The organism is Microbacterium sp. MYb64, assembly GCF_002979495.1.
Lineage (GTDB): Bacteria > Actinomycetota > Actinomycetes > Actinomycetales > Microbacteriaceae > Microbacterium > Microbacterium azadirachtae_A.
Genome location: NZ_PCOW01000006.1, coordinates 81,778 through 106,732, shown reverse-complemented (window position 1 = coordinate 106,732; position 24,955 = coordinate 81,778). Strand labels below are relative to the sequence as shown.

General features: G+C 70.0%; 22 protein-coding genes. 1 reads left to right on the top strand and 21 read right to left on the bottom strand.

Annotated elements, in window-relative coordinates; translation table 11 throughout:
* Positions 1 to 6: 6 nt before the first annotated feature.
* From CQ044_RS07930 to CQ044_RS07905, 6 genes are read right to left on the bottom strand one after another with little or no spacing between them, the layout of a single operon-like run.
* Entirely contained in the window at positions 7 to 1,404 is a 1,398-nt protein-coding gene (locus tag CQ044_RS07930) for a hypothetical protein (RefSeq protein ID WP_258133205.1), read from the bottom strand.
* Positions 1,405 to 1,453: 49 nt separating this feature from the next.
* On the bottom strand, positions 1,454 to 2,791 hold the full coding sequence (locus CQ044_RS07925; RefSeq protein WP_105687963.1) for an MFS transporter: 1,338 nt from the start codon (positions 2,789 to 2,791) through the stop codon (positions 1,454 to 1,456).
* 53 nt (positions 2,792 to 2,844) lie between these two features.
* Positions 2,845 to 4,590, bottom strand: a complete 1,746-nt coding sequence (locus CQ044_RS07920) for an ABC transporter ATP-binding protein (protein WP_105687962.1) — start codon at positions 4,588 to 4,590, stop codon at positions 2,845 to 2,847.
* The gene (locus CQ044_RS07915; RefSeq protein ID WP_105687961.1) at positions 4,587 to 5,438 is read right to left on the bottom strand and encodes an ABC transporter permease; all 852 of its coding nucleotides are present in this window, start codon (positions 5,436 to 5,438) and stop codon (positions 4,587 to 4,589) included. Before CQ044_RS07915 ends, CQ044_RS07920 begins: the two co-directional genes overlap by 4 nt.
* Positions 5,431 to 6,393, bottom strand: a complete 963-nt coding sequence (locus CQ044_RS07910) for an ABC transporter permease (protein ID WP_105687960.1) — start codon at positions 6,391 to 6,393, stop codon at positions 5,431 to 5,433. The genes CQ044_RS07915 and CQ044_RS07910 overlap by 8 nt, the downstream gene beginning before the upstream one ends.
* Position 6,394: 1 nt before the next feature.
* Positions 6,395 to 7,927 carry an ABC transporter substrate-binding protein gene (locus CQ044_RS07905; protein ID WP_181158223.1) on the bottom strand — a complete coding sequence of 511 codons (1,533 nt, stop codon included), beginning with the start codon at positions 7,925 to 7,927 and terminating at the stop codon, positions 6,395 to 6,397.
* A gap of 144 nt (positions 7,928 to 8,071) precedes the next feature.
* Between CQ044_RS07905 and CQ044_RS07900 the strand changes: the two genes are divergently transcribed.
* Positions 8,072 to 8,752 carry a GntR family transcriptional regulator gene (locus CQ044_RS07900; protein WP_105687958.1) on the top strand — a complete coding sequence of 227 codons (681 nt, stop codon included), beginning with the start codon at positions 8,072 to 8,074 and terminating at the stop codon, positions 8,750 to 8,752.
* Between the two features lie 39 nt (positions 8,753 to 8,791).
* Here CQ044_RS07900 and CQ044_RS07895 read toward each other — a convergent pair whose 3' ends face one another.
* The 15 genes from CQ044_RS07895 to CQ044_RS07825 form a co-directional block, all read right to left on the bottom strand.
* Positions 8,792 to 10,003 (bottom strand): NAD(P)/FAD-dependent oxidoreductase, encoded by a 1,212-nt coding sequence (locus tag CQ044_RS07895; protein ID WP_105687957.1) that lies wholly within the window; start codon positions 10,001 to 10,003, stop codon positions 8,792 to 8,794.
* On the bottom strand, positions 10,000 to 10,317 hold the full coding sequence (locus CQ044_RS07890; RefSeq protein WP_105687956.1) for a 2Fe-2S iron-sulfur cluster-binding protein: 318 nt from the start codon (positions 10,315 to 10,317) through the stop codon (positions 10,000 to 10,002). The genes CQ044_RS07895 and CQ044_RS07890 overlap by 4 nt, the downstream gene beginning before the upstream one ends.
* Before the next feature lie 19 nt (positions 10,318 to 10,336).
* Positions 10,337 to 11,245, bottom strand: coding sequence for a fumarylacetoacetate hydrolase family protein (locus CQ044_RS07885; protein ID WP_181158222.1), 909 nt, complete (start codon positions 11,243 to 11,245; stop codon positions 10,337 to 10,339).
* Positions 11,242 to 12,429, bottom strand: a complete 1,188-nt coding sequence (locus CQ044_RS07880) for a CdaR family transcriptional regulator (protein ID WP_105687954.1) — start codon at positions 12,427 to 12,429, stop codon at positions 11,242 to 11,244. Before CQ044_RS07880 ends, CQ044_RS07885 begins: the two co-directional genes overlap by 4 nt.
* Positions 12,423 to 13,259: a polysaccharide deacetylase family protein gene (locus CQ044_RS07875; protein ID WP_105687953.1), complete on the bottom strand. Its 837-nt coding sequence runs from the start codon at positions 13,257 to 13,259 to the stop codon at positions 12,423 to 12,425. The genes CQ044_RS07880 and CQ044_RS07875 overlap by 7 nt, the downstream gene beginning before the upstream one ends.
* Positions 13,256 to 14,482, bottom strand: coding sequence for a cytochrome P450 (locus tag CQ044_RS07870; RefSeq protein WP_105687952.1), 1,227 nt, complete (start codon positions 14,480 to 14,482; stop codon positions 13,256 to 13,258). Before CQ044_RS07870 ends, CQ044_RS07875 begins: the two co-directional genes overlap by 4 nt.
* A 170-nt stretch (positions 14,483 to 14,652) precedes the next feature.
* Positions 14,653 to 15,576: a GNAT family N-acetyltransferase gene (locus tag CQ044_RS07865; RefSeq protein WP_105687951.1), complete on the bottom strand. Its 924-nt coding sequence runs from the start codon at positions 15,574 to 15,576 to the stop codon at positions 14,653 to 14,655.
* A complete protein-coding gene (locus tag CQ044_RS07860) occupies positions 15,573 to 17,705 on the bottom strand; it encodes a peptidase C14 (protein ID WP_181158221.1) in 2,133 nt (710 codons plus the stop codon). Before CQ044_RS07860 ends, CQ044_RS07865 begins: the two co-directional genes overlap by 4 nt.
* A complete protein-coding gene (locus tag CQ044_RS07855; RefSeq protein ID WP_105687950.1) occupies positions 17,702 to 18,682 on the bottom strand; it encodes a hypothetical protein in 981 nt (326 codons plus the stop codon). The genes CQ044_RS07860 and CQ044_RS07855 overlap by 4 nt, the downstream gene beginning before the upstream one ends.
* Before the next feature lie 3 nt (positions 18,683 to 18,685).
* Positions 18,686 to 19,687, bottom strand: coding sequence for a hydroxyacid dehydrogenase (locus CQ044_RS07850; RefSeq protein ID WP_105687949.1), 1,002 nt, complete (start codon positions 19,685 to 19,687; stop codon positions 18,686 to 18,688).
* Positions 19,684 to 20,748, bottom strand: coding sequence for a dihydrodipicolinate synthase family protein (locus CQ044_RS07845; protein ID WP_105687948.1), 1,065 nt, complete (start codon positions 20,746 to 20,748; stop codon positions 19,684 to 19,686). Before CQ044_RS07845 ends, CQ044_RS07850 begins: the two co-directional genes overlap by 4 nt.
* Entirely contained in the window at positions 20,748 to 21,782 is a 1,035-nt protein-coding gene (locus CQ044_RS07840; protein ID WP_105687947.1) for an NAD(P)-dependent oxidoreductase, read from the bottom strand. Before CQ044_RS07840 ends, CQ044_RS07845 begins: the two co-directional genes overlap by 1 nt.
* 39 nt (positions 21,783 to 21,821) lie before the next feature.
* Positions 21,822 to 22,712, bottom strand: a complete 891-nt coding sequence (locus tag CQ044_RS07835) for a carbohydrate ABC transporter permease (RefSeq protein WP_105687946.1) — start codon at positions 22,710 to 22,712, stop codon at positions 21,822 to 21,824.
* On the bottom strand, positions 22,709 to 23,611 hold the full coding sequence (locus CQ044_RS07830) for a carbohydrate ABC transporter permease (protein ID WP_105687945.1): 903 nt from the start codon (positions 23,609 to 23,611) through the stop codon (positions 22,709 to 22,711). Before CQ044_RS07830 ends, CQ044_RS07835 begins: the two co-directional genes overlap by 4 nt.
* A gap of 60 nt (positions 23,612 to 23,671) precedes the next feature.
* Positions 23,672 to 24,922 carry an ABC transporter substrate-binding protein gene (locus CQ044_RS07825; protein WP_105687944.1) on the bottom strand — a complete coding sequence of 417 codons (1,251 nt, stop codon included), beginning with the start codon at positions 24,920 to 24,922 and terminating at the stop codon, positions 23,672 to 23,674.
* Positions 24,923 to 24,955: the final 33 nt, after the last annotated feature.

Sequence of the window (24,955 nt, the reverse complement as noted above, 5' to 3'; positions counted from 1 at the left end):
ACCGCATCAGCGGCCGAGCAGCTCGGCGACCACGCGGCACGCGTGCTCCTCGAGCAGGTCGAGAGCGCCCGGCGCGAGCGGCGTCTGCCAGGCCTGGTAGGCGCCGCGGTCGTAGGCCTCGCGCGTGGGCAGATAGACGAACCCCGGCCCGTTCGTGAGGTTCATCACGACGATCGGAACATCCGGGAACCGCGCCCGCAGGGTGCGCTGGAATCGCGAATACGCTTCGCCGGGGTGGCCGATGATCACCGCATCGCCGACCCGCCACGCCCACACCGGATGCGACACGGTCGGACCGTCGATGTAGCCCTCGCGCAGATTGCGCGCGCGCCCGAGCCGCTCCTCCCGCGAGCGGGGGTCGATGTCCTTCCACTCCTCCGCGAGCTCGTCGAGGGTGGGCAGATCGCGCAGCGGCAGATCCGTGCTCGTCCTCGTGCCGGCGGCCGAGCCGTCGGCCCCGGCGGGGCGTCCCGCCCAGATCGCGAGCGGGGCCCCCGACTCGACCACCCCGTCGAGGGTGACCTCGTCGCCGGGAGAGGGCAGTGCGTCGAGCGCGGCGAGCACCGCATGCCCGAGCGAACGCCCGTGCCGGTCGGCCACCGACACGTCACCGGTGTACTGCTCGCGCGGTGCGAGCTCCCCGGAGGCGCCCTGCACGAACAGGCACGGCGCATCCGTGGCGCTCTCGACGATCTCGCGCATCGCGCCGACGTAGTCGGGCGAGACCTCGCGGCTCTGCCAGGCGAGGGTCGTCGGATGGCAGGCGTAGTTCACGAGCGTCGCGCACACCCTTCCGTCCACGCTGACTCGCCCGATCACGACGGTGTCGTCGGCGTCGCCCGCAGGGTTGAAACCGACGAGGGCACGTCCGTCCAGGACCAGTTCGCGATCCGCCGCGAGCGCGCATCGCCCCTGCGCCCATTCGATCAGCCCCGGTTCGGCGCGGTCGAGCGCCTCCCGGCCTGCGGCGACACCCGCGGCGGCCAGCGCCGCCAGGTACCCGGGGATGAGCTCGCCTCCCGGCAGGTGCGCATCGGCCGCGCAGAGCACCGCGCCGGCGTGCGTGTGCGAGAGCGACAGCATGAGCTGATCCGGCTCGAGCCCCAGGCCGTCGAGGATCGCTCCGCGCACCCCCTGCTCGTCGGCGACACGGCGCCACCACGTGCCGTCCACGGCGAGCAGAACGCGCGGGCGCTCGTCGTCGCCGATCAGCGCGAGCGCCGTGAGGGCGAACGGGCGGTGCACGCCCTCGGAGCGCTCCCAGTCGGCCGGACCCCAGTTCTTCGCGCGGATCCCCACCGGAGGGGTGATGTCGCGCCGCGAGACGCCGATCCTCGCGCGTGTGCGCGGGACGCGGATGCGATCCCCGATCATGGTGCCCCCGAGTGCGGCCTGCTGCGCCATTCGTCCGTCTCCTCCATTGCTATAGCAAAACCCTACCCTCGTGCAGGACTCATTCCGCAGTGCCGACCGGCACCTGCTTCGAGAACTCCGGCCGGCGGCTGAGCACGAACCCGATCGCCGCGCCCATCACCGTGAGCGCCGCGACCGGAAGCAGGCCCCACACGGCCGATCCCGTGCTCTCGGTGATCCATCCGATCGCGTACGGCCCGGCGAACCCGGCGAGGTTGCCGACCGAGTTGATGAAGGCGAGTCCCGCGGCGGCCGCCGTTCCGGTGAGGACCATCGGCGGCAGGCTCCAGAACAGCGGCGTCGTCGCGAAGAGCGCCGACATGCCCACGCACAGGGCGGCGAGCGCGAGAAGCGGCACCTCACGGGCGGCCACGGCCGCGAGCAGCGACAGCGCCGTGATCGACAGCGTGATGCCGACCTGCAGGGGGATGTTGCCCTGTTTGCGGGCCGCCCGCTCCCACGGCAGCATCAGCAGCGCCGCACAGATGTTCGGCACCGCGACGAGCCAGCCGATCGTGGCGGTGGAGAAGTCCCCCATGCCCTTCACGATCGTCGGCAGCCAGAGGCCCAGACCGTACGCCCCGAAGACGACGCCGAAGAACAGCAGGATCAGCAGCCACAACCTCCCGTTGCCGAAGACGGCGGCGAGCCGGACGCGTCCATGGACCCGCTCCGTCGCCGCGGTCTCCTCCGCGACCGTGTCGGAGATCCAGCGCTGCTCCGCCGCGGTCAGCCAGCGAGCATCCTGGGGGCGGTCGGGGAGCCAGAAGAACACGACGAAGGCGAGCAGCACCGCGGGGATGCCCTCGAGCAGGAACACCAGCTGCCACCCCTCCATCCCGAGGAATCCGTGCAGGCCCATGATCCAGCCGGACAGCGGCGCTGCGATCGCGTTCGCCAGCGGGTTCGACAGTGCGAACACCGCGAGCACCTGCGTGCGGTACTGCCGCGGGAACCAGAGCGTGAGATAGAGCAGGACGCCGGGGAAGAATCCGGCTTCGGCGATGCCGAGCAGGAATCGTGCGATCGCGAACTGCGTCGCATCCTGCACGAACGCGGTCAGCACCGCGACGATCCCCCAGGTGATCATGATCCGCGCGATCCACTTGCGCGCGCCGAACTTCTCGAGCAGCAGGTTGCTCGGCACCTCGAAGAGCAGGTATCCGATGAAGAAGATCCCTGCCGCGAGCCCGAAGACCGCCTCGGTCATCTGCAGCGCCTGGGTCATCTCCAGCTTGGCGAACCCGGCGTTGTTCCGGTCGATGTACGCGACGAGGTACAGCAGGCCGAGGAACGGACCGAGCCGCCAGATGGCCTTCTTCATCGCGCTCGCGCCGACGTCGGACGAGGTGCGGGCGAGCGATGCGGGGGACGACATGTTTCTCCTTCGACGAGTGTTCGGGTGTTCGGGGATAGGGAAGGGACGTCCCGTCAGCGGGTGACGACCGTGCCCGTCGGCCTGCCGGACGATTCCCAGAGTGCGGCGGCCTCGGCCCTGCGCCGGCGTTCGGCGACCGGATCCGCGATCGGGATCGCCGCCATCAGACCCCGGGTGTACTCGTGCTGCGGATCGGCGAAGAGCTGGTCGCGCGCCGCCATCTCGACGATCCGGCCCTGCTGCATGACCGCCACGGTGGAGGACATGTATCGGATCACCGCGAGATCGTGACTGATGAACAGATAGGTGAGGCCGAGCTGGGACTGCAGGTCGCGCAGCAGATTGAGCACCTGCGCCTGGATGGACACGTCCAGCGCGGAGACCGACTCGTCCAGAACGAGGAACTCCGGCTCCAGGACGAGCGAGCGCGCGATGGACACGCGCTGGCACTGCCCGCCCGACATCGACCGGGGCAGCCGCGACGCGAACTCCTCGTCCAGTCTCACGCGGTGCATCGCCTCCCGCACCTTGTCTGCCCGGCTCACGCGGGTGCCGATGCCGTGGGCGCGCAAGGGCGCCTCGATGATCTCTGCGACCGTCTGCCTCCGGTTCAGGGCGGAGAACGGGTCCTGGAACACCATCTGCATCCTGCGACGCAGCCGGCGCAGCGGCTCCGCCCGCAGCTCGTGCGGGCGGAGGCCGTCGAAGACGACCGATCCTCCGTCGATGCCGCCCAGGGCGAGCACGGCCTTGGAGACCGTCGACTTCCCGGATCCCGATTCCCCGACGAGCCCGAAGGTCTCGCCGCGGCGGATCTGGAACGAGACGTCGTCGACGGCGGTGACCCGCCGGCCGGATCCGAGGGCGAAGACCTTCCGCAGGTCACGGACGTCGAGAAGCACGTCGCCCGTTTCCCTGGCCCGGTCGACGGCGCTGACCGCTCCATCCCCGTCGCCCTCGGCGACATGCCGCTCGAACACGTCCCCGGTCGTCTGGATCGGCCGGTGCACATCGACGGTGAGGTCGACGACGGCGCCCAGCAGCGCACGGGTGTAGGGGTGCTCCGGTGCCGCATAGAGCTGTTCGACCGGGCCCTCCTCGATGATCCGCCCCTGCCGCATCACGTGGATGCGCTCGCAGAACCCCGCCGCGACGCCGAGGTCGTGCGTGATCAGCACCACGGCCGTGCCGTGCTCCTCGGCCAGCCGGTCCAGGAGATCGATGATGCGCGACTGGGTGGTGACGTCGAGCGCCGTGGTCGGCTCATCGGCGATGAGGACCTTCGGGCGCGACGACATCGCCATGGCGATCATCACGCGCTGGCGCATTCCGCCGGAGAACTCGTGCGGGTACTGGGAGAGGCGCTCCTCGGGGAACGGCACCCCCACCTCGGTGAGCAGTTCCACCGCACGACGGCGCGCCGCCTCCTTCGACATGCGGTCGTGCAGCCTGATGGCCTCGACCAGCTGATGGCCGATCGTGCGCACGGGGTTGAGCGAGCTCATCGGGTCCTGGTAGACCATCGCGATCTCGCCGCCGCGCACTCGCGTCATCTCGCGCTCGCTCAGGTCGAGGAGCTCTCGCCCCTCGAGCCGGATGCTGCCGCCGAGGCGGGCGCCTTCCGCGAGCCGCATGATCGAGAGCGCGGTGAGGGACTTGCCGGATCCGGACTCGCCGACGAGGCCGATCCGTTCTCCCGGCCTCACGGCGAAACCGATGCCTTTGACCGGCGTCGTGTCTCCGTAGGCGACCGTGAGGTCGCGCACTTCCAGAACGGCATCGTCCGCAACCGACGTCATCGGCGCATCCCCTTCCGGTCGCCGCCGAACTGGTCGGCGAGCACATTGAGCAGCCAGATCGTCACGAAGATGAACAGCGCGGGGAACAGCACGTACCCGATGGACTGGTACATCTTCTGGTACCCCTGCTGCATGAGCGTTCCCCAGGTCGCCTGGGGCGGGGCGATGCCGAGGCCGACGAAGCTCATCGACGCCTCGAGCAGGATGGCGTTGGCGGCGTTGATCGCCGTCTGCACGATGATCGGTCCGCGGGCGTTCGGCAGCACCTCGGTGAAGAGCAGCCGGCGCCGGGTGGATCCGAACGCCACCGCCGCCGTGAAGTAGTCCTCCTGCAGCTCGCTCAGCACCGCGGAGCGCACGAGGCGCGCCGTGGTCGGGGTGAGCAGCACGCCCACGATCACGGCGAGCTTGACGGGGTCGGCCCCGAACGCCGAGATGAACACCAGCGCGAAGAGGATCTGCGGGATCGCCATGACGGTGTCGGCGAGGCGCATGAGCACTTCGTCGACCACGCCGCGCCGGAAAGCGGCCGTCATCCCCCACGCGACGCCGAGCACCATCGCGACGAGCGTGGCGCCGCCGGCGATGAAGACGGTGAGCTGGCCGCCGTACAGCACCCGGCTGAACAGGTCGCGCCCCAGCTCATCGGTACCGAAGAGGTGCGCACCCGAGGGCGGGGCGAACCGCTGAGGCGACTGCGCGGCAGGGTCGTAGGGCGAGAGCACCGGCGCGAGGACGCAGGCGAGCACGATCAGCGCGATGACGCCGACCGAGAAGAGCGAGGCGGGAGACACGCGGCGCGCACGGCGGCGCGCCGGCGCCACGAGGGTCGAAGTCGAGTCAGCCACGGGCCCTCCTGGTGCGCAGACGCGGGTCGAGGACGCCGTAGAGCAGGTCGACCACGAGCGTCGTGAGGATGAAAAGGGCGGAGATCAGCAGCACGACCGATTGCAGCACCGCGTAGTCGCGCTTGAACACCGCGTCGATCGCGAGGGAGCCGAGCCCCGGTATGCCGAAGACGTACTCCACGATCACCACGCCGCCGAGGGTGTAGCCCACGATCAGGCCGAGCATGGTCAGACCGGGGATGAGGGCGTTGCGCAGCGCGTGGCCGAGGACGACGCCCGACGCCGACTGCCCCTTTCCCCTCGCGGTGCGGATGTACGGAGCATCCAGCACCTCGATCATGGACGCCCGGAGGAACCGCATCAGGAGCGGCGCCGCTGCGAACGCGAGCGTGAGCGACGGAAGGATCATGCGCACCAGGTTCGCTGCCGGATCCTCGCCGAACGGCGTGAATCCGCGTGCGGGCAGGATTCTCAGCTGCACGGCGAACACGACGATCAGCACGATCCCGATGAGGAACTGGGGCAGCGCCATACCCGCGGTGGAGATCGCGGTGAGGACCCGGTCGACCGCGCCGAGAGGACGCAGCGACGCGACCACCGCGGTCGGAACGGCGATGATGACGGCCAGCACGATGCCGATGAGGGTGAGTTCGATGGTCGCCGGGAACCGCTGCGCGATGAGCTCGGTCACGGAGAACTGGTTGAAGTAGGACTGCCCGAAGTCGCCGGTGAAGACGCCTCCCATCCAGCGGAGGTACTGCTCGATGATCGGCGCGTCGAGCCCGGCCTCCTCCCGGAGGCGCATGATCATCTCGGCGTCGACGCCGGGCGTGGACCCGAGCCGGGTGATCACCGGATCTCCCGGGAGCAGCCGCAGGACCACGAAGACGAGGATCGAGGTGGCGATCAGCATCGCGATGCTGATCGCCACCCGTCGAAGGAGGGAGAGCGTCACGTCAGCCCTTCAGCCGCACGTCCTCGAGGTGCAGCTGACCGCCGCCCTCGACCCACACTCCCGAGACCTTCGTGCTGGTCGCGGAGACGACCGTGGACTGCAGCGGGACGATCAGCGGCACCTCGCGGTTGATGATCTCCTCCGCCTTGCCCCACTTCTCCTTGCGCGCCTTCTCGTCGGGCTCGGCGATCGCCGCGGCGAAGGCAGCCGTGAACTCCGGATCCTGCCAGTTGCACTCGCAGCGCCCCGGCAGGTAGAAGTTCAGCGAATACCCCGGCTCGGGCGGCGTGGACTGGAAGTTCGGCACGATGTAGCCCGGGTAGCTCTTGCCCGCCGGGTAGAACGAGTTCACCCAGGTGCCGATGTCGTTGTTGTCGATCTTCAGGGTGATCCCGATCTTCTTCAGGCTCGCCTGCAGGATCTCGCCGCTCGTGTTCCACTCCGGGTACTGCCCGGCGACACCCCACCAGGTGAGCGTGCTGCCTTCGGTGACACCCGCCTCGGCGAACAGTTTCTTCGCCTTGTCGAGGTCGTAGGAGTAGTCGGTCAGATCGCCCGCGAACCACGGGTTCTTCGCACCGAGCGCGTTGTTGGTCGGCGAGACCTCCCCCTGACCGGAGTAGGCGGCATCGAGGATCGCCTCCCGGTCGGTGGCATAGGCGAGCGCTTGACGGGCGCGGACGTCGTTGAACGGCGCCGAGGTCGTGTCGACCTCCCAGGACGGCCACTGACTGGGGCTGTCCGGGCGCACCAGCGAGATGTCACCGCCCTCGAGGCCCGCGACGTCGCCCTGCGGCACCGACCACAGCACGTCGATGTCACCCGATCGCAGCCCGGTCACCGCCGCGGTCGACTCGGCCGCCTTGACGACCTTGATCGCGCTCAGGGCCGGCGCCGTGCCGAAGAACTTCTTGTTGGGCACCAGCGTGACGGAGTCGTCGGGGGTGAACTTCTGCACGACGTAGGGGCCGGTGCCGATCGGCTGCTTGTCGATCGATCCCAGCGCGTCGATGTCGATCATCTTGACCCAGACGATGCCCGCGGGGAACGTGGCGATCGGCTCCGAGAGCGTGATCACGACCGTCTTCTCGTCCGGCGCGGAGACATCGGTGACCATCGAGATCTTGTTCTTCTCCTGAGTCGCCGTCTTGTCGTCGAGGTAGTAGCGGAACGCCGCCACGGCCGATGCGGCGGTGAACGGGTCCCCGTTGGAGAACGTGACGCCCTGCTTCAGAGTGAAGGTCCAGGTCTTCTGGTCGGCGGACGCCTCCCACCGCTCGGCGAGATCTCCGACGACCTTGCCGGAGGCATCCGTCTTCGTCAGCCCGTTCCAGAGCAGGGGGAACAGCATCTCCTCCCAGGCGAAAGTGCGGATCGCGGGGTTGAGCTGCGGGATGCCCTGGGCGGCGGCGACCGTCAGGGTCCCGCCCTTCTGAGCGGTTCCATCGGGCTTCGTCGCGGAACCGCAGCCGCTGACGAGCAGAGCGGCGATGACAAGCGCCCCTCCGCTCAGCCAAGCACGTCGTCGTGACATGGTGCCTCCTCCATCGGGTGCATCGGGTAGGTCGTTCGCTATAGCATCTAGCAAAATTGGGATTTCGTCCAGCCCATTCCTCTCGATCGGATGCCATAGCATCGGAAGACGGTGCGCGGAAGCCGCGAACCGCGAGAGGGAGCCATGCGCACGGTGACGGACCAGAACATCGCCGAACAGGTGGCCGACGAGCTGCGCGCCGCGATCCACTCGGGCGAGCTGATGCCCGGAGAGCGCCTCGTCGAACGGCGTCTCGCGGCGTCCCTCGGCGTCAGCCACATCCCGGTGAGGGAGGCCCTCACCCGCCTCGCGGAGGAACGGCTGGTGGTCCGCGAACCGCGACGCGGAGCCAGGGTGGCCGAGCTCACCGCGCGGGATCTCGAAGAGATCTCGAGTCTGCGCATCGTGCTCGAGCAGTTCATGGCGATCCGCGTGCAGCAGCGCTGGAGCGAAGCGTCCGCACACCGGCTGCAGGAGATCCTGGCGGCGATGGATGCCGCGCCCATCGGCGACATGACCGAGGTGCTGCGGCAGGACCGCGCCTTTCACGAGGCCCTCGCCGAACTGTCGGAGCACCGGTTCGTCACCGAGCTGAACGCCCAGTTGCGCGGACGCATCGCCGGATTCATCCAGGCCGCCAACGCCGCGCTTCCACCGGCCGAGCAGGCCGAGCACGTCCGCAGTCACCGGCTCATCTACGAGGCGATCGCCGGCGGCGACCCCGAGGCCGTGCGCGACGTCATCGCCGCGCACGTCACGCAGGCGGTCGACCGGATCGCGCCGCTCACCGTCGGTCGTCCGGAGGCAGAGACCACGACGGAGTGACGCTCCGCCCTCAGAAGGAGTCGGCCGCCCCGAACACGGCTATGCGCCCACGAGATCGGCGAGCCGGAATCCATGAGCACGGGCGCGCTCCGGGCTGATCCGCGAAGAGCTGCCGAGGAGCCGGCGGGCCGCAGCGTGATCCGCCGGGCGATCCACGGACTCGACGACGGTCAAGGCCCCGCCGGCGAAATGGAGCACGGAGAATCCCCCCTCGCCGTCCGCACGGACGACGTCATCCTCCCCGCCCGTCGGCACGCCGACGATCTGAAGCTTCGAACCGTGCTGCTCGCTCCAGAACCACGGGACGGCTTCGTAGCGGCGCGGATCCCCGGTGAGGCGGGCAGCGACGGTGCGCGCATGGTCTGCGGCGTTCTGCACCGACTCGAGCCGACGGCGGTCTTCTCCCACCGGGAACGACGCGCAATCTCCGATCGCCGAGACGGATGCATCCGAGGTGAGCAGCGTGGCGTCCACAGCGATGCCGTTGTCGACCGCGAGACCGGAGTCCCTGGCGAGGTCCACCTCCGGCAGCACGCCCACCCCGACCACGACGAGATCGGCGGGAAGGAGGGAGCCGTCCGAGAGCTCCACCTCGCGTACCCGCCCTTCCCCATGCAGCGCCGTGACGCCGATGCCCGTGCGGATCACGACACCGTGCCCCGCGTGCACGGCCTCGAAATGCCGGGAGATCGGCGCGGAGACGACCCGTGACATCACGCGATCGAGCGCTTCGATCACGGTGACGCGGCCGCCGTGCTTCGCGGCGGCGGCCGCCACCTCCAAGCCGATGAACCCTCCCCCGATCACGACGACATCGCCGGCCCGCATCAGGGCGTCGCGGAGCCCCGTCGCGTCCTCCGGCGTCCGCAGGCCCACCACACCCGAGAGCGTGATTCCGGGGATCTCGGGGACGCGATTGCGGGCCCCCGTCGCGAGCACGAGATGCCCGTACTCCTGCGGGTCATCACCGGCGATCGCTACTGTCTTCCGGACCACGTCGATCGCCGTGGCCATTCCGCGGCGCAGCCTGATTTCGCGCTTCTCATAGAACTCCGACGGCCGGAACTCCAGTCGCGGTGCCCGGTCGGCCGGCGCCGCCAGGAAGGCTTTGGACAGAGGCGGACGCTGCACGGGGAGGCCTCCACGGGAATCCAGCAGGACGACGGGTGCGCGTCCACCGAGCTCGCGATAGGCGAGGGCGAGGTGGAAGCCGCCATGACCGGCGCCGATCACGACGACGGGGGCGATCACTGCTCCTCCGGGAGTTCGACGACTAGCTCCACGAGCTCATCGGTCATGAAGATCTGGCAGCTCAGACGGCTGTTCGCCCGCCGCTCCGAGGCCGTGCACTGCAGCATCTCGTCCTCGTCGTCCGCCATCGGGCGAAGTCGATCCACCTGGTCCGATGCGACGTAGACGTGGCACGTGGCGCACATGGCGTTCCCGCCGCACTCGCCGATGATGCCGTCGATGTCCTCCTCGATCGCCGTCTCCATGAGGCTGATCCCGATGGGGACATCGACGACGGTCTCTTCGGCGCCTCTGCGGTAGGTCACTCTCGGCATCGTTCGCCTCCTTCCTTCGTCACGACGACGACTCCGCGCGGACGGGCGTCCGCATCCGCCCCAGGCCCTCGATCCACGCCTCCACGACGTCCCCGTCGCGCAGATACGCGGGCGGATCCTGCTGGAACCCGCAACCGGGCGGCGTGCCGGTGAGCAGCACGTCCCCCGGGCGCAGTTCCATGGAGGCGCTGACCGAGGAGATCAGTTCCGGGATCCGCACCGTCATCCGCGCCGTCGACGACTTCTGACGCAGCTCGCCGTTCACGCTCAGCGCCATGCCGAGGTCTCCGGCGTCGGGCACCTCGTCCGGCGTGAGGATCCAGGGACCGGTCGGACAGAACGTCGGGAACCCCTTCGCCCTCGCGATCTGGAACAGCAGAGGGTGGTCCGTTCCTGCCCCGAAGGCGACGTCGCGGGCGGACACGTCGTTCGCGATCATGTAGCCGGCGATATGCCGGGACGCGTCCGCGACGGCGATGCGTCGCCCGCCGCGACCGATGACGACCGCCAGCTCGACCTCGTAGTCGAGCTGCGCCGTCTCCGGAGGAGCGATGATCTCGTCCTCGGGGCCGCTCACGCTGGTGACGGTCTTCAGGAAGACGACCGGGTCGCCGACGGGCGGGGGCGCGCCCAGTACGTCGCCCCCGTGGTCGGCGTAGTTGAATCCGATCGCGACGACCGTGGACGGGCGGGTGACCGGAGCCCCGAGTCGCGTTCCTTCGCGAAGGACCACCGCCTCCGCATCGGGCGCGCGCAATGCCGCCTCGAGGATCGGGGCGATCAGCTCCCAGGAGCCGAGCAGGTCGGCCCAGCCGCCCGAGCGGATGCCGTGTCGCGCGAGGACGGGTGCGACCGGCAGCAGGCGATCGTCGTCGACCATCACCGCCGGCTGCTCCGCGCCTCGAGGGCCGTAGCTGACCAGCCTCATCGGGCGGACCTCGCGCGCGCGATCGCCGCCAGGGATCTCGCCAGGTCGGAGAAGGATCGCACGTCGAGCCCGGTGTGCTCCTGCCATTTGCCGAGCCGATAGGAGACGGAGTTCGGGTGCAGGCGAAGCCGCTCCCCGGCGCCGGCGAGGGAGAAGCCCGCATCGGCGAACGCGACGACGGCTTCGGCGAGATCGGGGTTCTGGACCGCGACCTCTTTCGGCCGCGCGAGCAACGGCGCGAGACGGGTCGTCTGGTCCACGAGCGCGGCGAGGAACCACTCCTCGTCGAAGCGCGCGATGGCGCGTCCCGACTCCTCGGCGACCCTCAGTGCGAGGACGGCGTCCGCGACGCTCTCCCGGATTCCCTCGACGCCGCGCCTGGCCAGACCGACGCCGAGCGGTTCCGCGCCGATGACCTCGTGCGCGGCGTGCGCGAGGTCGTCGACCGCCATTCCCTGAGAGATCATGATCGCGAGCCCGGCCCGCGTCCCCTGTCGGACGACGCCGGTGAGCCGGCGGCTCGCACGCTGGAGAGCCGCCGTCGCGTCCCTCGTCCACGCTCGCCGACGGCCGACGAGGACGGTGAACTCCCCGTCCGGATCATAGGACAGTTCGCGCAGGATGTCGCTCACACCGTCCAGGCGTCCCGGATCGTCGAGGAGCTCGAAGAGCTGCGCGCACAGTTCTCGCTCGCGCGCATCCCTGCCGCCCTGCTGGTCGACATAGGCATCGACGACCGCCTGGCTCATCTCCTGCGCCCACGCCGCCATCGGTTCGACGAGATCCACGAGGAGGCGCTCCGAGCCGGACGGCGCGCCGCGGAACCTCTCCCACAGCCCACGATGCGCGAAATGGAAGGCGGCCAGCACGTCGTACACGGGCATGCCGTAGTAGGCCCTTCGGCGGGCGGAGGCCCTGATCATCTGCAGCCGTTCGGGCGGAGGCAGCTCGTGCTTCCTGAGGCTCTCGGTCATCGCGCCGAGGAGCTCTCGCACGGTGCGGGTCTGCTCCTCCGCGGGCAGCGCGTGATAGGTCGGCAGCTCCTCGCGGATCTCCTCCACCAGGCGACCGGTGAGCGCATCGAGCCCGTCCTCGACCTCGGCCCAGAACCGCGAGGTCGCTGCGGGCGTCGGGACGGCGGTCAGATGCGGCGCGTTCCGCGCGCCGCGGCCCGAAGTCACCATGCCGGCACCTCGTCCCGGTGCCCGATCGGAAACCTCTCCTGGTTCTCGTGCACCGCGTCGGCGATCGCGTCGCCCGATGCGAGCCATACCCGCTCATCCGCCGACAGCCGGTCCAGGAGCGTCGAGATCGCCGCCACCTTCTCCGGTGAGTCCTGCCACGGCACATGGAAGACGAACGCGAGGCATCCTCGCCGGTCCACCACCTCGTCGACCAGGTCCTGGTACGCGTCCAGCATCTCGTCCGGCCCGACGGGATCGTCTCCCGGAGGCACTCGCAATCGCGTGAACCCGGGGACGTAGTAGGCACCGTCGACGGCGTGCCAGGGATAGGGCAGCAGAGCAAGCCCGTGCGCGGAGCCGAAGGACGTTCCCGCGAGGGACACGTAGTCGAAACCCGCTTCGCTGAGGAGCTCGAGCGAGTGGTCGCCCTGCAGTCCCGCCGGCGGCCTTGCACCCCTGGGTCGGATGCCGAAGCGGTCGAAGGCGTCCAGACTCTTCTGCACCGACTCGGCGATCTCGGCGGACGAGCTCTGATACCAGGGCTCGTGGAGCCAGCCGTGCCAGCCGACCTCGTGCCCCGCGGCGATGATCGATCGCACCGCTTCGGGGTAGACGTCCAGGTTCCAAGCCTCGATGAAGAACGTGGTCCGCTGCCCGTGCGCGGCGAGCATGTCGAGCAGCCGGGGAAGCTCCTGGGTCACGCTGTGATGGTCGCCCACAGGCGCATCGAGCGGAATCCGCCCGATCTGCATCTCAGCGGCCTCGCCGAGGTGGTCGAAGGTGACGCTCACCGCGGCCAGGCGCTCCTCAGGCCCCCAGCCGGATGTCATCGTGCACCGCCGGGGGCGACGAGGAGCCGGCCGATCACGGGGAAGGTCAGATCGGGGAACCGGTCGACCCGTTCCTCCCGCAGCTCCATCCGCGGGAATCGCCGGGGCAGCTCGCGGAGGAGGATCTCGCCCTCCAGCCGGGACAGCGGTGCCCCCAGGCAGTAGTGCCCGCCCGCCGTGAAGGCGATGTGCTTGTTCTCGGCCCGATCGATGCGGAAGTCGTCGGGCGCGGCGAACCGCCTTCCGTCCCGATTCGCGGCCGCGAGGCCCAACAGCAGATGATCGCCCTGCGGGATGGGGATGCCGTCGAGGACGAGATCAGGGCCCGCATGGCGCCAGATGAAATGAACGGGCGAGTCGTAGCGGAGGTTCTCCTCCCATGCGGATGCGGCCAGCGCGCCGTCCCCTGCGAGGAGCGCGTACTGATCCGGATGCCGCAGCAGCGAGTGCAGGGCGTTCGTCATCGCGACCATCGTCGTGTGATAGCTCGCCACGAAGAACCCGACCAGGGTGATCACCAGTTCGATCCGGGAGAGACGCTCGCCATCGGCCTCGGCGCTCAGCATTGCACCCACCGCATCGTTCTCGTCGATCCGGCCGCGCAAGGTGTCGACGAGGTCTCCGATGTAGTCGATGTAGAACTGCGCGGCGGCATCGGCCTCGGCCAGCTGGGCAGGCGTGATGTCGCTCTGGCTCAGCACGGGGTTGAGGGCCGGCATCCGCTGCAGCACGGACTCGGCGTCCGCCATCGGCGCGTGCAGGAGCCGGCAGGCGATCATCGCCGGAATCCGGGCGGCGTACTCGTGCACGAAGTCGACCTCGTCGTCGAAGTCCTCCAGGCGGTCCAGGCCGGAGACGATGATCTCCTCGACCCAGCCGCGCATGGACTTGATCGAACGGGGCGCGAACGCCGGCGCGGCGAGCTTGCGCAGTCGGGTGTGGGTGGGCGGATCCATGTTCGGCAGCGAGTATCGATAGAACTCCGAAGCCGGCCCGTTCCCGACGTGGTCGGGGATCGTGCCGGGACGCGGCTCGACCGTGCATCCCGGGTCCTTGAGCACGCGCTCCACTTCGGCGAACCGCGTGACCAGCCACGATGGGCGGCCGTTCACCGCCGTCCGGACCACCGGCGTCGTCTCGCGGAGCGACCTGTAGGTGGCGAACCGATCAGCAGAGAACGACGGGTCGGACGCATCCAGCAGGACGGCATCGAGTGAGGTCATGAGCGTCTCCACAGTGAGATTGATCCGCGGGTGGTCGTACCCGCTGCTTCCTCTCGAGTTTAGGAACGCGCACAGCCGCGAGCCTCTCCGAAACCACGATCTTTCCGCAGGGGATTCGTGGATTCCCCGAAGTCGTCGGATCCATCACGAGGGGCGGCGGCGCGCCGCGCTCAGAAGTAGTCACCCGCCCCGAAGTGCCGCACGCCGGTGAGGCGGGGCGCCCGCCGCACCGCCCGGGTCATCCCGGTCGTATCGGGCGCGGGGACCGCCCCCGGCGCGAAGTCCCGCATGATCGCGAGGTCCGCGGGGCGGGCCGGCACGGCGATCTCGCATCGGTCGACGCCGGCGGCCCGCCAGTCCTCGGCGACGGCGGCCAGCAAAGCCGGGCGGATCCGGTCCTGGGCGTCGGAGGGCACAGCGAACTCCACGAGCTCGCCGCGCCCTCCCCGTGCATCCGCGATGGCGTAGCCAAGCACGGACCCGTCCCGCTCCACGGTGTAGGTGCGCAGGCCCGCGAGCCGCACCTCGGCCATGATCCAGTCGCCCTCGGAACGCACCGGGGCGAGGACGACGCCCTCTCGGGAGTCCTCGTACGCCCGCTGCCAGCGCGCACTCGAACCAGGACCGACCGTGCCGCGGCGCACCTCGGCCCCGTCGGTCGAGGCCGGCGCCTGCCACGGCCCGGCCAGCACCCGCTCCATGGCGAACAGCTCGAAACCGCTGGAGCGGTACACACCAGGGGTGCCGGTGAACAGCAGCGCCCAGTCCGCCCCGGATCGCCGCGCCGACGAGAGCGTCGCGGACACCAGGCGCCGTGCGAGACCCTGCCCGCGCGCCCGGTCGGCGACGGCGACGCTGCCGATGGCGTGCACCTGCGCGAGGCCGCCCGCCTCCTCACGCAGGCGCTTGGCCCGTCCATGGATCGAGCCGACCAGTCCCGATGCGTCCTCCGCGACGATCGTGTGCGCGAACCTGTCGGGGTCCGCCTCCCACTGATCGGGCGCGAGCGGCGGCGTGAACGCGTGCGCCCAGAGCGCGGCGAGCGCCGCGGCATCCCCTGGCACGGCGGTCCGGATGGTCGGCTCGGCGGTCATACGACGACGTTCCCCGACAGCAGCACGTTCGCGGCCTCCTGCGGCACCGTGCGCTTCACACCGCTCTCGACGTTGCCCGAGTGCAGCAGCGTGCTCTTGTCCCCGAAGCCGTCGACCGGGAGTTCGAGCGCACCGCCGACGAACCGGCAGCCCGTCGCGCGGTAGTGGTTGACGCCGGATCCGAGCGACACGTGCGTGCCGTCGCCGGTGAAGGTGCTGTCGCCGAGGAGGACCGTGAGGTCTCCCGCGCCGCTGCGCGAGAGCCCTGCGCCCTTGGTCGTCGACAGTGCGGATCCGCCGAGGATCTCGACGGCCTGCGCGTCCTTGCCCGCCGCGTCGATCCGCACATCCTCGAGATCGGCACCGTCGATGCGGAGCCGCGCGGAGACCGTGCCGAATGCGGTGTCGCGATCTCCGCCCGTGAGCCGTCCACCGCGGAACGTCACCGCACCGGCGCCGCCGATCCGCATGCCGTTCACGCCGGAGAGCACGGTGTCGACGAACGCGACCGGGGCCGTGACGGAGGCGTTGGTGAGGTCCCCCGCAGCGACGAACGCGAAGTCCGATGCTTCGATCACGGTCGGACGCTTCGACGCGCTCGACGACTGGGTGATGACGAGCGTGTCGGTCGCGGAGCAGCCGCGCAGCTGGGCGCCGTCCGCATTGATCCACAGCATCCCGGATCCGTCCAGCCCCTTCTTGCCGATCACGCGGACGTCCTCGAGGGTGAGGTCGGTGACCTTGACCCGCGCCACGAACCAGGAGCAGACGTGCTTGCGCACGGTGATCCGCTTGGCGGCCGAGCCCCAGGCCGCGCCCGAGTTCGCGAAGGTCATCAGGCCTGAGTTGCCCACGTAGGTGAGATCGTGCTCGAACTGGCCGTGCGTGACGAACGGCCCCTGGTCATCGCCGTCTCCGTGGCAGTTCTCGACCAGGCAGTACGCGCTCGCGGTGAAGTCGTTCAGGTGCCGCGCGTTCGAGGTGTGGCTGTTCGCGACGTATCCGTAGAGGCAGTAGATCTGCTGGGTCAGGTAGCCGGCGCCGCCCCAGGTGACAGAGGTCGGGTTCTTCAGAGAGCAGCTCTCGGTCGTGTACGACGTGTTCCAGCGGCGCATGATGAGCGGCCAGAACGTCGCAGTGCCGTCGATGTGGTCGACGTCGCAGCGCACCGCGTATTCGAAGGCCAGCGGATGGGATCCGGTGAACTCATCCGTGCCCTTCCCGAGGAACCGGAGGCGCGAGACGACCACGTCCTGCACCGGCTTGATGTGCCGCCACGTGATCGAGCGGTCGGATCCGAGCGGCCAGCCGATCTGGTAGTTGATGCGCACGTGGGATCCGTCCACGATCTGCGTCACCTGCACGAGCTTCTGCAGCTCGCGCTCCCAACGGCCGGAGCGGGCGTTCACCTCCGCCGCGTACCACTCGCCCACGGCGAAGAACGAGGAGTCTCCCACCGGCAGCACGTCGGCGAGATCGGGGATGTCTTCGCCGAGCGCCGCGGAGTGCTCCTCCCCCGTGACCTCGCCGCAGAAGTACATGACCGCCGCGAACGGATCGTCCTTGCCGGCGTTCTCGATCCCCTCGGTCGTCATCAGGTGGTCGCCGAAGTCGAAGGCGATGCCCGAGCGGCTGAACTTGTGCCTGCGCACGAAGTTGAGATCGGTGTGCGCCTCGATGCGCACGACCGCGGCGTCGCCGACCAGGGCGTCGAGCGCATCGTCGGCCGGCGTCTCAGGACCGAAGATCCCGAAGGCCCGGAAGTCGACCGTGCCGGTGTGCACGCGCGCCCAGACGGCGCCGCCCTTGCCGGGAACCACGGTGCCGGCGTTGGCCGCCGGCGGATCAGCGGTGATGCAGCGGAAGAGCCCGCCCCCGCCATCGCCGGGGTGGGCGTATCCGGCCACCGCGACGATGTCATCGGCCTTGGCGTTGACCGATGCCAGCGCCGCGACGGTCGCCGCGGATGCGGCATCCCTGGCCGTCGGCACCGTCACGGCGTTCGCCGGGGCGGCCGCGGCGACGGCGGTGAGGCCGCCCAGCGCCGCGGCCCCGAACCCGGCGAGCACGAGTCGGCGGGACCGTCCCTCTGCCCTCTGCGCGCTGTCCTGCGGAATCGTCTCGGTCATGTCGTCTCACTTCCGGCGTCATCGCCATCGGTGCGGGCGTGCCCGCGTGGAAGGCGCAGTGCTGCGCCCGTCTCTCTCCCCAGGAATCCTTCGTCTCGGCGGGCCGCCTCGGCGGCGGCGATCGCGTTGCGGTACACGGCGGACGTCCGCCGCGGATCGACCGGAACCGCTCCTCGCGCCAGGGCGCACACGGCATCGGCCGTGGCCCCGTAGCCGAGACCGTCCGCATCGTCCGGCAGGACCAGCTCGCGCGTGCCTCGATCCGTCCAGACCCGCACGGCGTAGCGGTCGGCGCCGCCGATGCCCGCGATCGTCACCGACACCGGGATCCCCTCGACGACCGCGTGCACGGAACCGAGCAGCTCGGACGAGGTCTGCGAGTCCCCCGTCGTGCGCACGGCGGAACGGATCTCCGCCCGCCCGCCGGGGAGGAGGACGTCGAGTATCTCCCAGGCGTGCACGCCGATGTTCATGAGGGTGCCACCCGCCCCGGACGGCTCGTCCTGCCAGCGCCGCTCGGCCGCGAGGAAGCCCGCGATGTCGTGCTGCGCGTGCACCTCGACGGCATGCACGCGTTCGCCGCCGAGGGCCGTCTCGAACGCCACGAGAGCCGGTGCGAAGCGCAGCACGGAAGAGGTGAACCGCGCCCCGGCCGGCAGCGCCTCCCAGCGCGCGAGCGCTGCGGCGTCGCCGGCGATCGTCTTGTTCGCGAAGACCGGTATCCCCGCCCCGGCGCATGCTTCGGCGACCTCGGCGGCACGAGATGTGCGCGGCGTCGCCACGACGACGTCGGGGTCCAGCGCGAGCAGATCCGCGAGTCCGGGAAGCTCCGGCGCTCCGAAACGCGCGGAGAAGTCCCGTCGACGCGCCGGATCGTCCTGGTCCCAGACGCCCGCGACCCGGGCGCCGCGGGCGACGAGCCCCGCAGCGTCCGAGAAGGGATGCGAATGCGCGACCCCGGCGAACGCGACCCGCATGGGTCAGGCCATCAGGGCGAGCTGATCGCGCGTGATGCCGTGCTGCAGCGGCCGTCCTGCCACGAACGCCGCGACCTCGTCCGCGACGATCCTGCCCTGCTCGAGCCGGCCTTCGACCGTGCCCGCGGCCCGATGCGGCGTCAGCAGAGCGTTCGGGAGGGTCCGCAGCGGGCTGTCCGCCGGAATCGGCTCCTCGTCGAAGACGTCCAGCGCTGCGGAGATCCGGCCCGCGCGGAGTTCGGCCTCGAGGGCGGCCTCGTCGACGAGCCAGGAGCGGGCGGTGTTGACCAGGCCGGCGCCGTCCGGCATGAGCGCGAGTTCGCGCGCGCCGATCATGCGGTGCGTCTCGGGCAGGGTCGGCGCGTGCAGCGCGACGATCCTGGCGCGACGGAGCGCGTCGTCGAGCTCGGTCTTCACCGCCCCCAGCACCTCCGCGTCGGCGGCGCCGACCGTCGGGTCGACGAGCAGCGGGCGGGCGCCGAGGGCGCGGATCAGCGCGAGGTAGGCGCGCCCCGTGCGGGACGCTCCGATCACGGCGATCGGCGCGTCCAGGATCTGATGCTGCGCGCCCACGGCCGGGTCGTACCAGCCGCCGCGATCGCGGAGCGCATGCGACATCTCCGGGATCCGGTGCAGGAGGGCGAGGGTGAAGGCCAGCGAGACCTCCGCCACGGGACGGGCCATCGCATCGCCGGCCTGCGTGACCCTGACTCCGCGTGCGAACAGCTCGTCCGTGACGAACGGCTTGACCGTGGCGCCGGTGTGCGCCACCAGCTCGAGCCGTGGCATCCGGTCCAGGACGGCGCCGTCGAACGGAGGCGCGCCCCAACTGGTGACGACGATCCGCGTGCCGCTCGGGTCCGGCACATCCGCGAGCCGGTCCGCGCGGAGGTATCCACCGCCGAGAGCCTCCGCAGCCGCACGCAGCCGCGCCTCGTCGTCCTCGGAGAAGAACTCCGCCATCAGACCGCTTCCGACGACGGCGACCAGGACGGGGGAGCTCATCGCAGCCACTCCTCGCGGTGCGCCGCGATGAACGCGTCATCGTTGAGCTCAGGGTAGTCCCGGCGCACGCGGGCGATCTCCTCGGCCTGACCCGGCGAGAGTCCTTCTGCGGGGTCGAGGCACCAGGTGCCCTCCAGCAGTCCCTGCTGCCGCAGCATCTCGTGCACACCGGCGATGACGCCGTGGAAGTCGTTCCCCGGATCGAACACCGCCTGATTCACGTCCACCAGGTCCGATGCCATCCTGCCGAGCGCGGCATATGCGGCGACATCCCCGTCGGCCGCATCCCGCGACAGGTCCAGGACCGATACCGCCGCGCGCGTGCCGACCGCCCACTGGCCGAGGAGTCCCCCGACGAACCGCAGGGTGCGCGGCCCGTCCGGCGAAGCGACGCGGAACTCCGAGAGCAGATCCGCGACGATCGCATCGTCGTTCCCGGTGTACAGCGCGATCTCGTCCGCACGCCCCGAGGCCGCGACGCCGCGCACCAGCTCCAGGGTGCGGTAGCGGTCGAACGGTGCGGCCTTGACCGCGACGACCGAGGGGATCGATGCGAACTCGCGCCAGAACGCCCTGTCGAGCACGGGCCCGCCGATCGCGGTCTGCAGGTAGAACCCGACCACGGGAAGCACCTCGCCGACCGCCCTCGCCCGTTCCAGCAGCGCGCGCTCATCGGCGCCGGCCACCCGCGGGCTGACCAGCACGGCGTCGTAGCCGAGGGACCGGGCGAGCTCGGCCTCGGCGACCGCCTGCGCCGTGCCGCCCGCGACGCCGGCGATCCGGACCACGTCGGGATCGCCGTGGGCGTCGAGCTCTTCTGCGGCGAGCGCGAGCACCGGCTCGAACAGGGCGTGCTCCGGGTCGCGGATCTCGAACTGCGTCGTGTGCACGCCGACCGCGACACCGCCCGCGCCCGCGGCGAGGTAGTAGCGGGTGAGCGCGCGCTGACGCCGCTCATCGAGTCGGCGGGCGGCGGTCAGCGCCAGCGGATGCGCGGGGATCACGGCGCCGCGCGCGAGCGTGCGCGCGGCCTGCTCGCGCAGGACCGGAACGACCGCCATCAGAACCGCCCATCCCGCACGGCCCATTTGGTGGGCTTCGCCGACATCGGATGTTCGGCCTCGATCCAGGCCGCCTGCAGCTCGATGAGCGTGTCGGCGGAGACCGACGGATAGCCGAAGAGCGCCATGCAGCGGCGCGAGTCGTTCAGCAGTGCGGTCGGCTGCGGCTCATCGACGAGGTGCACCTCCCGCCCGAGGAGGGCGCCGAACCGCCGCGCGACCGCGGCGACGCTGAGCGTCTCGGGGCCGGTGAGGTTCACGGTGAACACGTCGGAGGAGGCGTGGCCGATGCTGCGCAGCACCACCTCGTTGGCGTAGCCCTGCCAGATCACGTTGACGTTCGCGGTCGCGACCGAGACCGGCTGCCCGGCGTGCACGGCGCTCCCGACGTCGGCGAGGACCCCGTAGCGGAGGTCGATCGCGTAGTTCAGCCGGACGATCGACACCCGGGTTCCGCGCTCCTGCGCGCCGAACTCGAACACGCGCTCCCGCCCGAGGCAGGACTGCGCGTACTCGCCGATCGGCGCCGGAGCCACGTCCTCCGTGGCACCGCCGGACGATGCCGGCAGGAACGGGTAGACGTTGCCGGTCGACATCACGGCGATCGCGCTGTCGCGGTAGCGGCGCGCCACCCGGTCGGGGAGCGCGGCGTTCACCTCCCATGCCCAGGACGGGCTGGTGGCGGCGCCGAACTTCGCCCCGACCATGAAGACGACGTTGGGAGCGTCGGGAAGGCCCGCGAAGTCGTCGTTCTCGATGAGGTCGAACGGGACGACCCGCACGCCGGCTTCCTCGAGTCGGTGGCGGACCGCGGCATCGCCGAACCGCGAGACCGCGTGCACCTGGTCCCCCGTGCGTCCCGCGGCGTCGAGTCCGCGCCGCGCGAGCACGGCGAGCGTCGGCCCCATCTTGCCGCCGGCGCCGAGGATGACCAGATCGCCGGCGCCCTTCGCGAGATCGGCCACGAGGGCCGGGCTCGGGGTGGTGAGCGCGTCTTCCAGCTCGGTCTCGCCCGAGAATGCCTGAGGTGTCACGTGTGTGCGTCCTTTCCGAGGTACGTGGGTGCGGGCCGGTCAGCCCTTGATGCCCGTGCCGGTCACGCCTTCCTGCACGTAGCGCTGAGCGATCAGGTACGCGAGGAAGATGGGCGCGAGGGCGACGACGCTGCCGGCGAGCATGGTGCTGAGCGGCACGCTCTGCTGCTGGAGCGACGAGATGCCGACGGTGAGGGTGAACATCGCGTTGGACTTGCCGATGATGAGCGGCCAGAGGAAGTCGTTCCAGTGCCAGAGGAACACGAAGATGCCGAGCGTGGCGAGGATCGGCTTGCACAGCGGCAGCACGATCCGCAGGAAGATCCGGAACTCCCCTGCGCCGTCGATCCTGGCGGCCTCGAACAGGTCGTCCGGAAGCCCCTGGATGAACTGCCGCATGAGGAACACCGCCTGGGCGTTGGCGAGCGTCGGCAGGATCAGGCCCCAGTAGGTGTCCACCCCGCCCAGTGTGGCCATGAGGAGGAATGTCGGGATGAGCGTCACGTGGAACGGCACCATGACCATGGCCAGGAAGGACCAGAACATGACCTCCTTCCCCGCGAACCGCTTCTTCGCGAATGCGTACCCGGCGAGCGCGGAGAGGAACAGCACGGCGACCACGGAGACGAGGGAGTAGATCAGGGTGTTGCCGAGCCAGCCGAGGATGTTCTGCCCCGAGAGGACCTTCGTGTACGCGTCGAAGGAGATGTCCGTCCACGGCAGCAGGGATCCGGGCAGCTCGACGACCTTGCCGGGCTTCAGGCTCAGCACGATCATCGCGTAGAACGGGAAGAAGCTGAAGATGCCCGCGATGGTCAGCCAGATCCACCGCAGCACGACGCCGAAACCCGTGGGCTCGAGTGCGCGGTACGAGCGCCGGCCTCGCGAGGAGGCGGCGTCCCGCGTGCGGGATTGCGTCACAGAAGTCATTTCTGCTTTCCGATCACGAGGCGCTGGATGAGAGCGACGACGAGGGTCATCACGAACAGGGCGACGCCGACGGCGGCCGCGTAGCCGTAGTCGAAGTACTTGAACCCCTGGTCGTACAGCAGGTACACGAGCGAGTAGCTGGCATTCGCCGGACCGCCCTGCGTCATCACGTAGATCACGTCGAAGACCTGGAATGCGGCGGTGGTCTCGATGACCGCGAGGAAGAACACGGTGGGACGCAGGTACGGAAGGATGATCCAGCGGAAGCGCTGCCAGGCGTTCGCGCCGTCCATCAGCGCGGCCTCCTCGAGCTCGCGGGGGATGTCCTGCATGGCCGCGATCATGATCATCATCCCGTAGCCGAATCGGGACCAGACCCCGACGACGATGATCGCGGGGATCACCAGGATCGTGCTGCCCAGCCACGAGCCGCCCAGGCCCAGGGGCGCCATGAGCTTCGACCACGGGCCGTCGCCGGAGAAGATCCACACGAAGATCGATCCGGCGAGGACGAGCGAGGTGATCACGGGCAGGAAGAAGATCGACCGGAAGAACCGCGAGCCGCGGAACGCCCTGCGCACGCCGAGCGCCATGACGGTCGACAGGACGAGCGAGATCGGCACGGCGAAGACCGTGTAGATCGCGGTCGTCCCGAGCGCCCGCCAGAACAGCGGATCCGCCACGAGCCGCTGGAAGTTCTCGAGCCCGCGCCACGACACATCCCCGGAGATGTCGTACTGGAAGAAGCTCAGGGCGACGCCGACGAGGCTGGGTCCGAACCGGAACGCGAGGAACAGCAGGAACGCGGGCAGCACGAACAGGAGCGCCACCCTGGCCTCTCGCCGGGCCAGAACGCGGCCCACGCGGCCGGGGGACCGGCGGGTCTGAGTCGTCGTCATCGCATCGCACCTCAGGGTGGGGCGGGGGTGCGCGGTCGAGGTCCGCGCACCCCCGGGGGCTTACTTCTTCAGGAGGGGTGCCGCCGCATCCGCAGCGGACTTGAGCGCGTCCGCCGGGGCCTTCTGCCCCAGCAGCGCGGCCTGGATCTCCGGCGCCAGCACGCCCATCAGCGCACGCGAGCTGGTCGTGAGCTGGCCGACGGTCGTATCCGGAACGTACTTCTCGACCTCGCCCAGCAGCGGGTCGTCGGCGTACAGCGATCCGGTACCGCTCAGGGCGGAGAAGTATCCCGCCTCCTTCAGGTAGGGTTTCACGACGTCGGCGCTCGTGGCGTACTCGGCGAACTCCGCCGCGGCCTGCTGCGCCTTCGATCCCTTGAGGACCGACAGGGATCCGACCGTGCCGTAGGCGACGGACTTCTTCTCCGTCAGCGGCGGCAGCACCTTGACGTTGTCCTTGCCCCAGAAGGGCTCGATCTCGGTGACGGCGTTGTTCCAGGTGCAGCCGACCTTGCCCTGGGCGATGGCGGTCTGCTCGAGCGGCACGTTCGTCGTCAGCGCCTCGGGGTCGAGCGCCTTCTCCTTCGCGAGGTCGCTGAGGAAGGTGAGCGCCTTGGTGCCTGCAGCGCTGTCGAAGCCGACGCCGCCGGACTTGTCGTAGACCGCGCCGCCCGCCTGCCACAGCAGCGGGTAGAACGTGAGGTTCAGCGTGTTCTCCGCCGACGCGGGGTAGTTCAGGACGTACATGCCCTTGGCCGCGAACGCGGGAGCCAGCTTCTTGATGTCGTCCCACGTCTTCGGGTAGTCCGTGACGCCGGCGGCCTTGAACGCGGCGGCGTTGCAGATCAGCGGCTGGGCGCTGGTGAGGATCGGGGCGCCGAGCAGGTGGCCGTCCAGGGTGACGGAGCTCTTGACGTTCGGCAGGATCTGCTTCTGCCGATCCTTGCTGAGCAGGTCGTCCAGGGGCTGGATCGCCTTCTGGTAGGCCGCGAGCTGGTCGGGGATGAGGTAGACGACGTCCGGCCCCTTCCCCGCGGCGATCGCCGTCTGCAGCGACTGGTCGCGGTTCGCCCACGGGAAGATCTCGTACGAGACCTTGATGTTCTTGTGGTCCTTCTCGAACGCGGCGACCGTCGAGTCCCAGAACTGCTTGTGCTTGGTCTCGTCGGCGACGACCGGGTAGAGCCAGACCGTGACCTTCTGCTCGCCGCCCGCGGAGGCGGCGGCGCCTCCCGACCCGGCGGAACAGCCTGCCAGGGCGGCGATGGCGACGATCCCCGCCGCGATCGAGGCGAACTTGCTGACGCGCATGGTGCTCCTTTGCTAAAACCGTGCAGGGTAGTT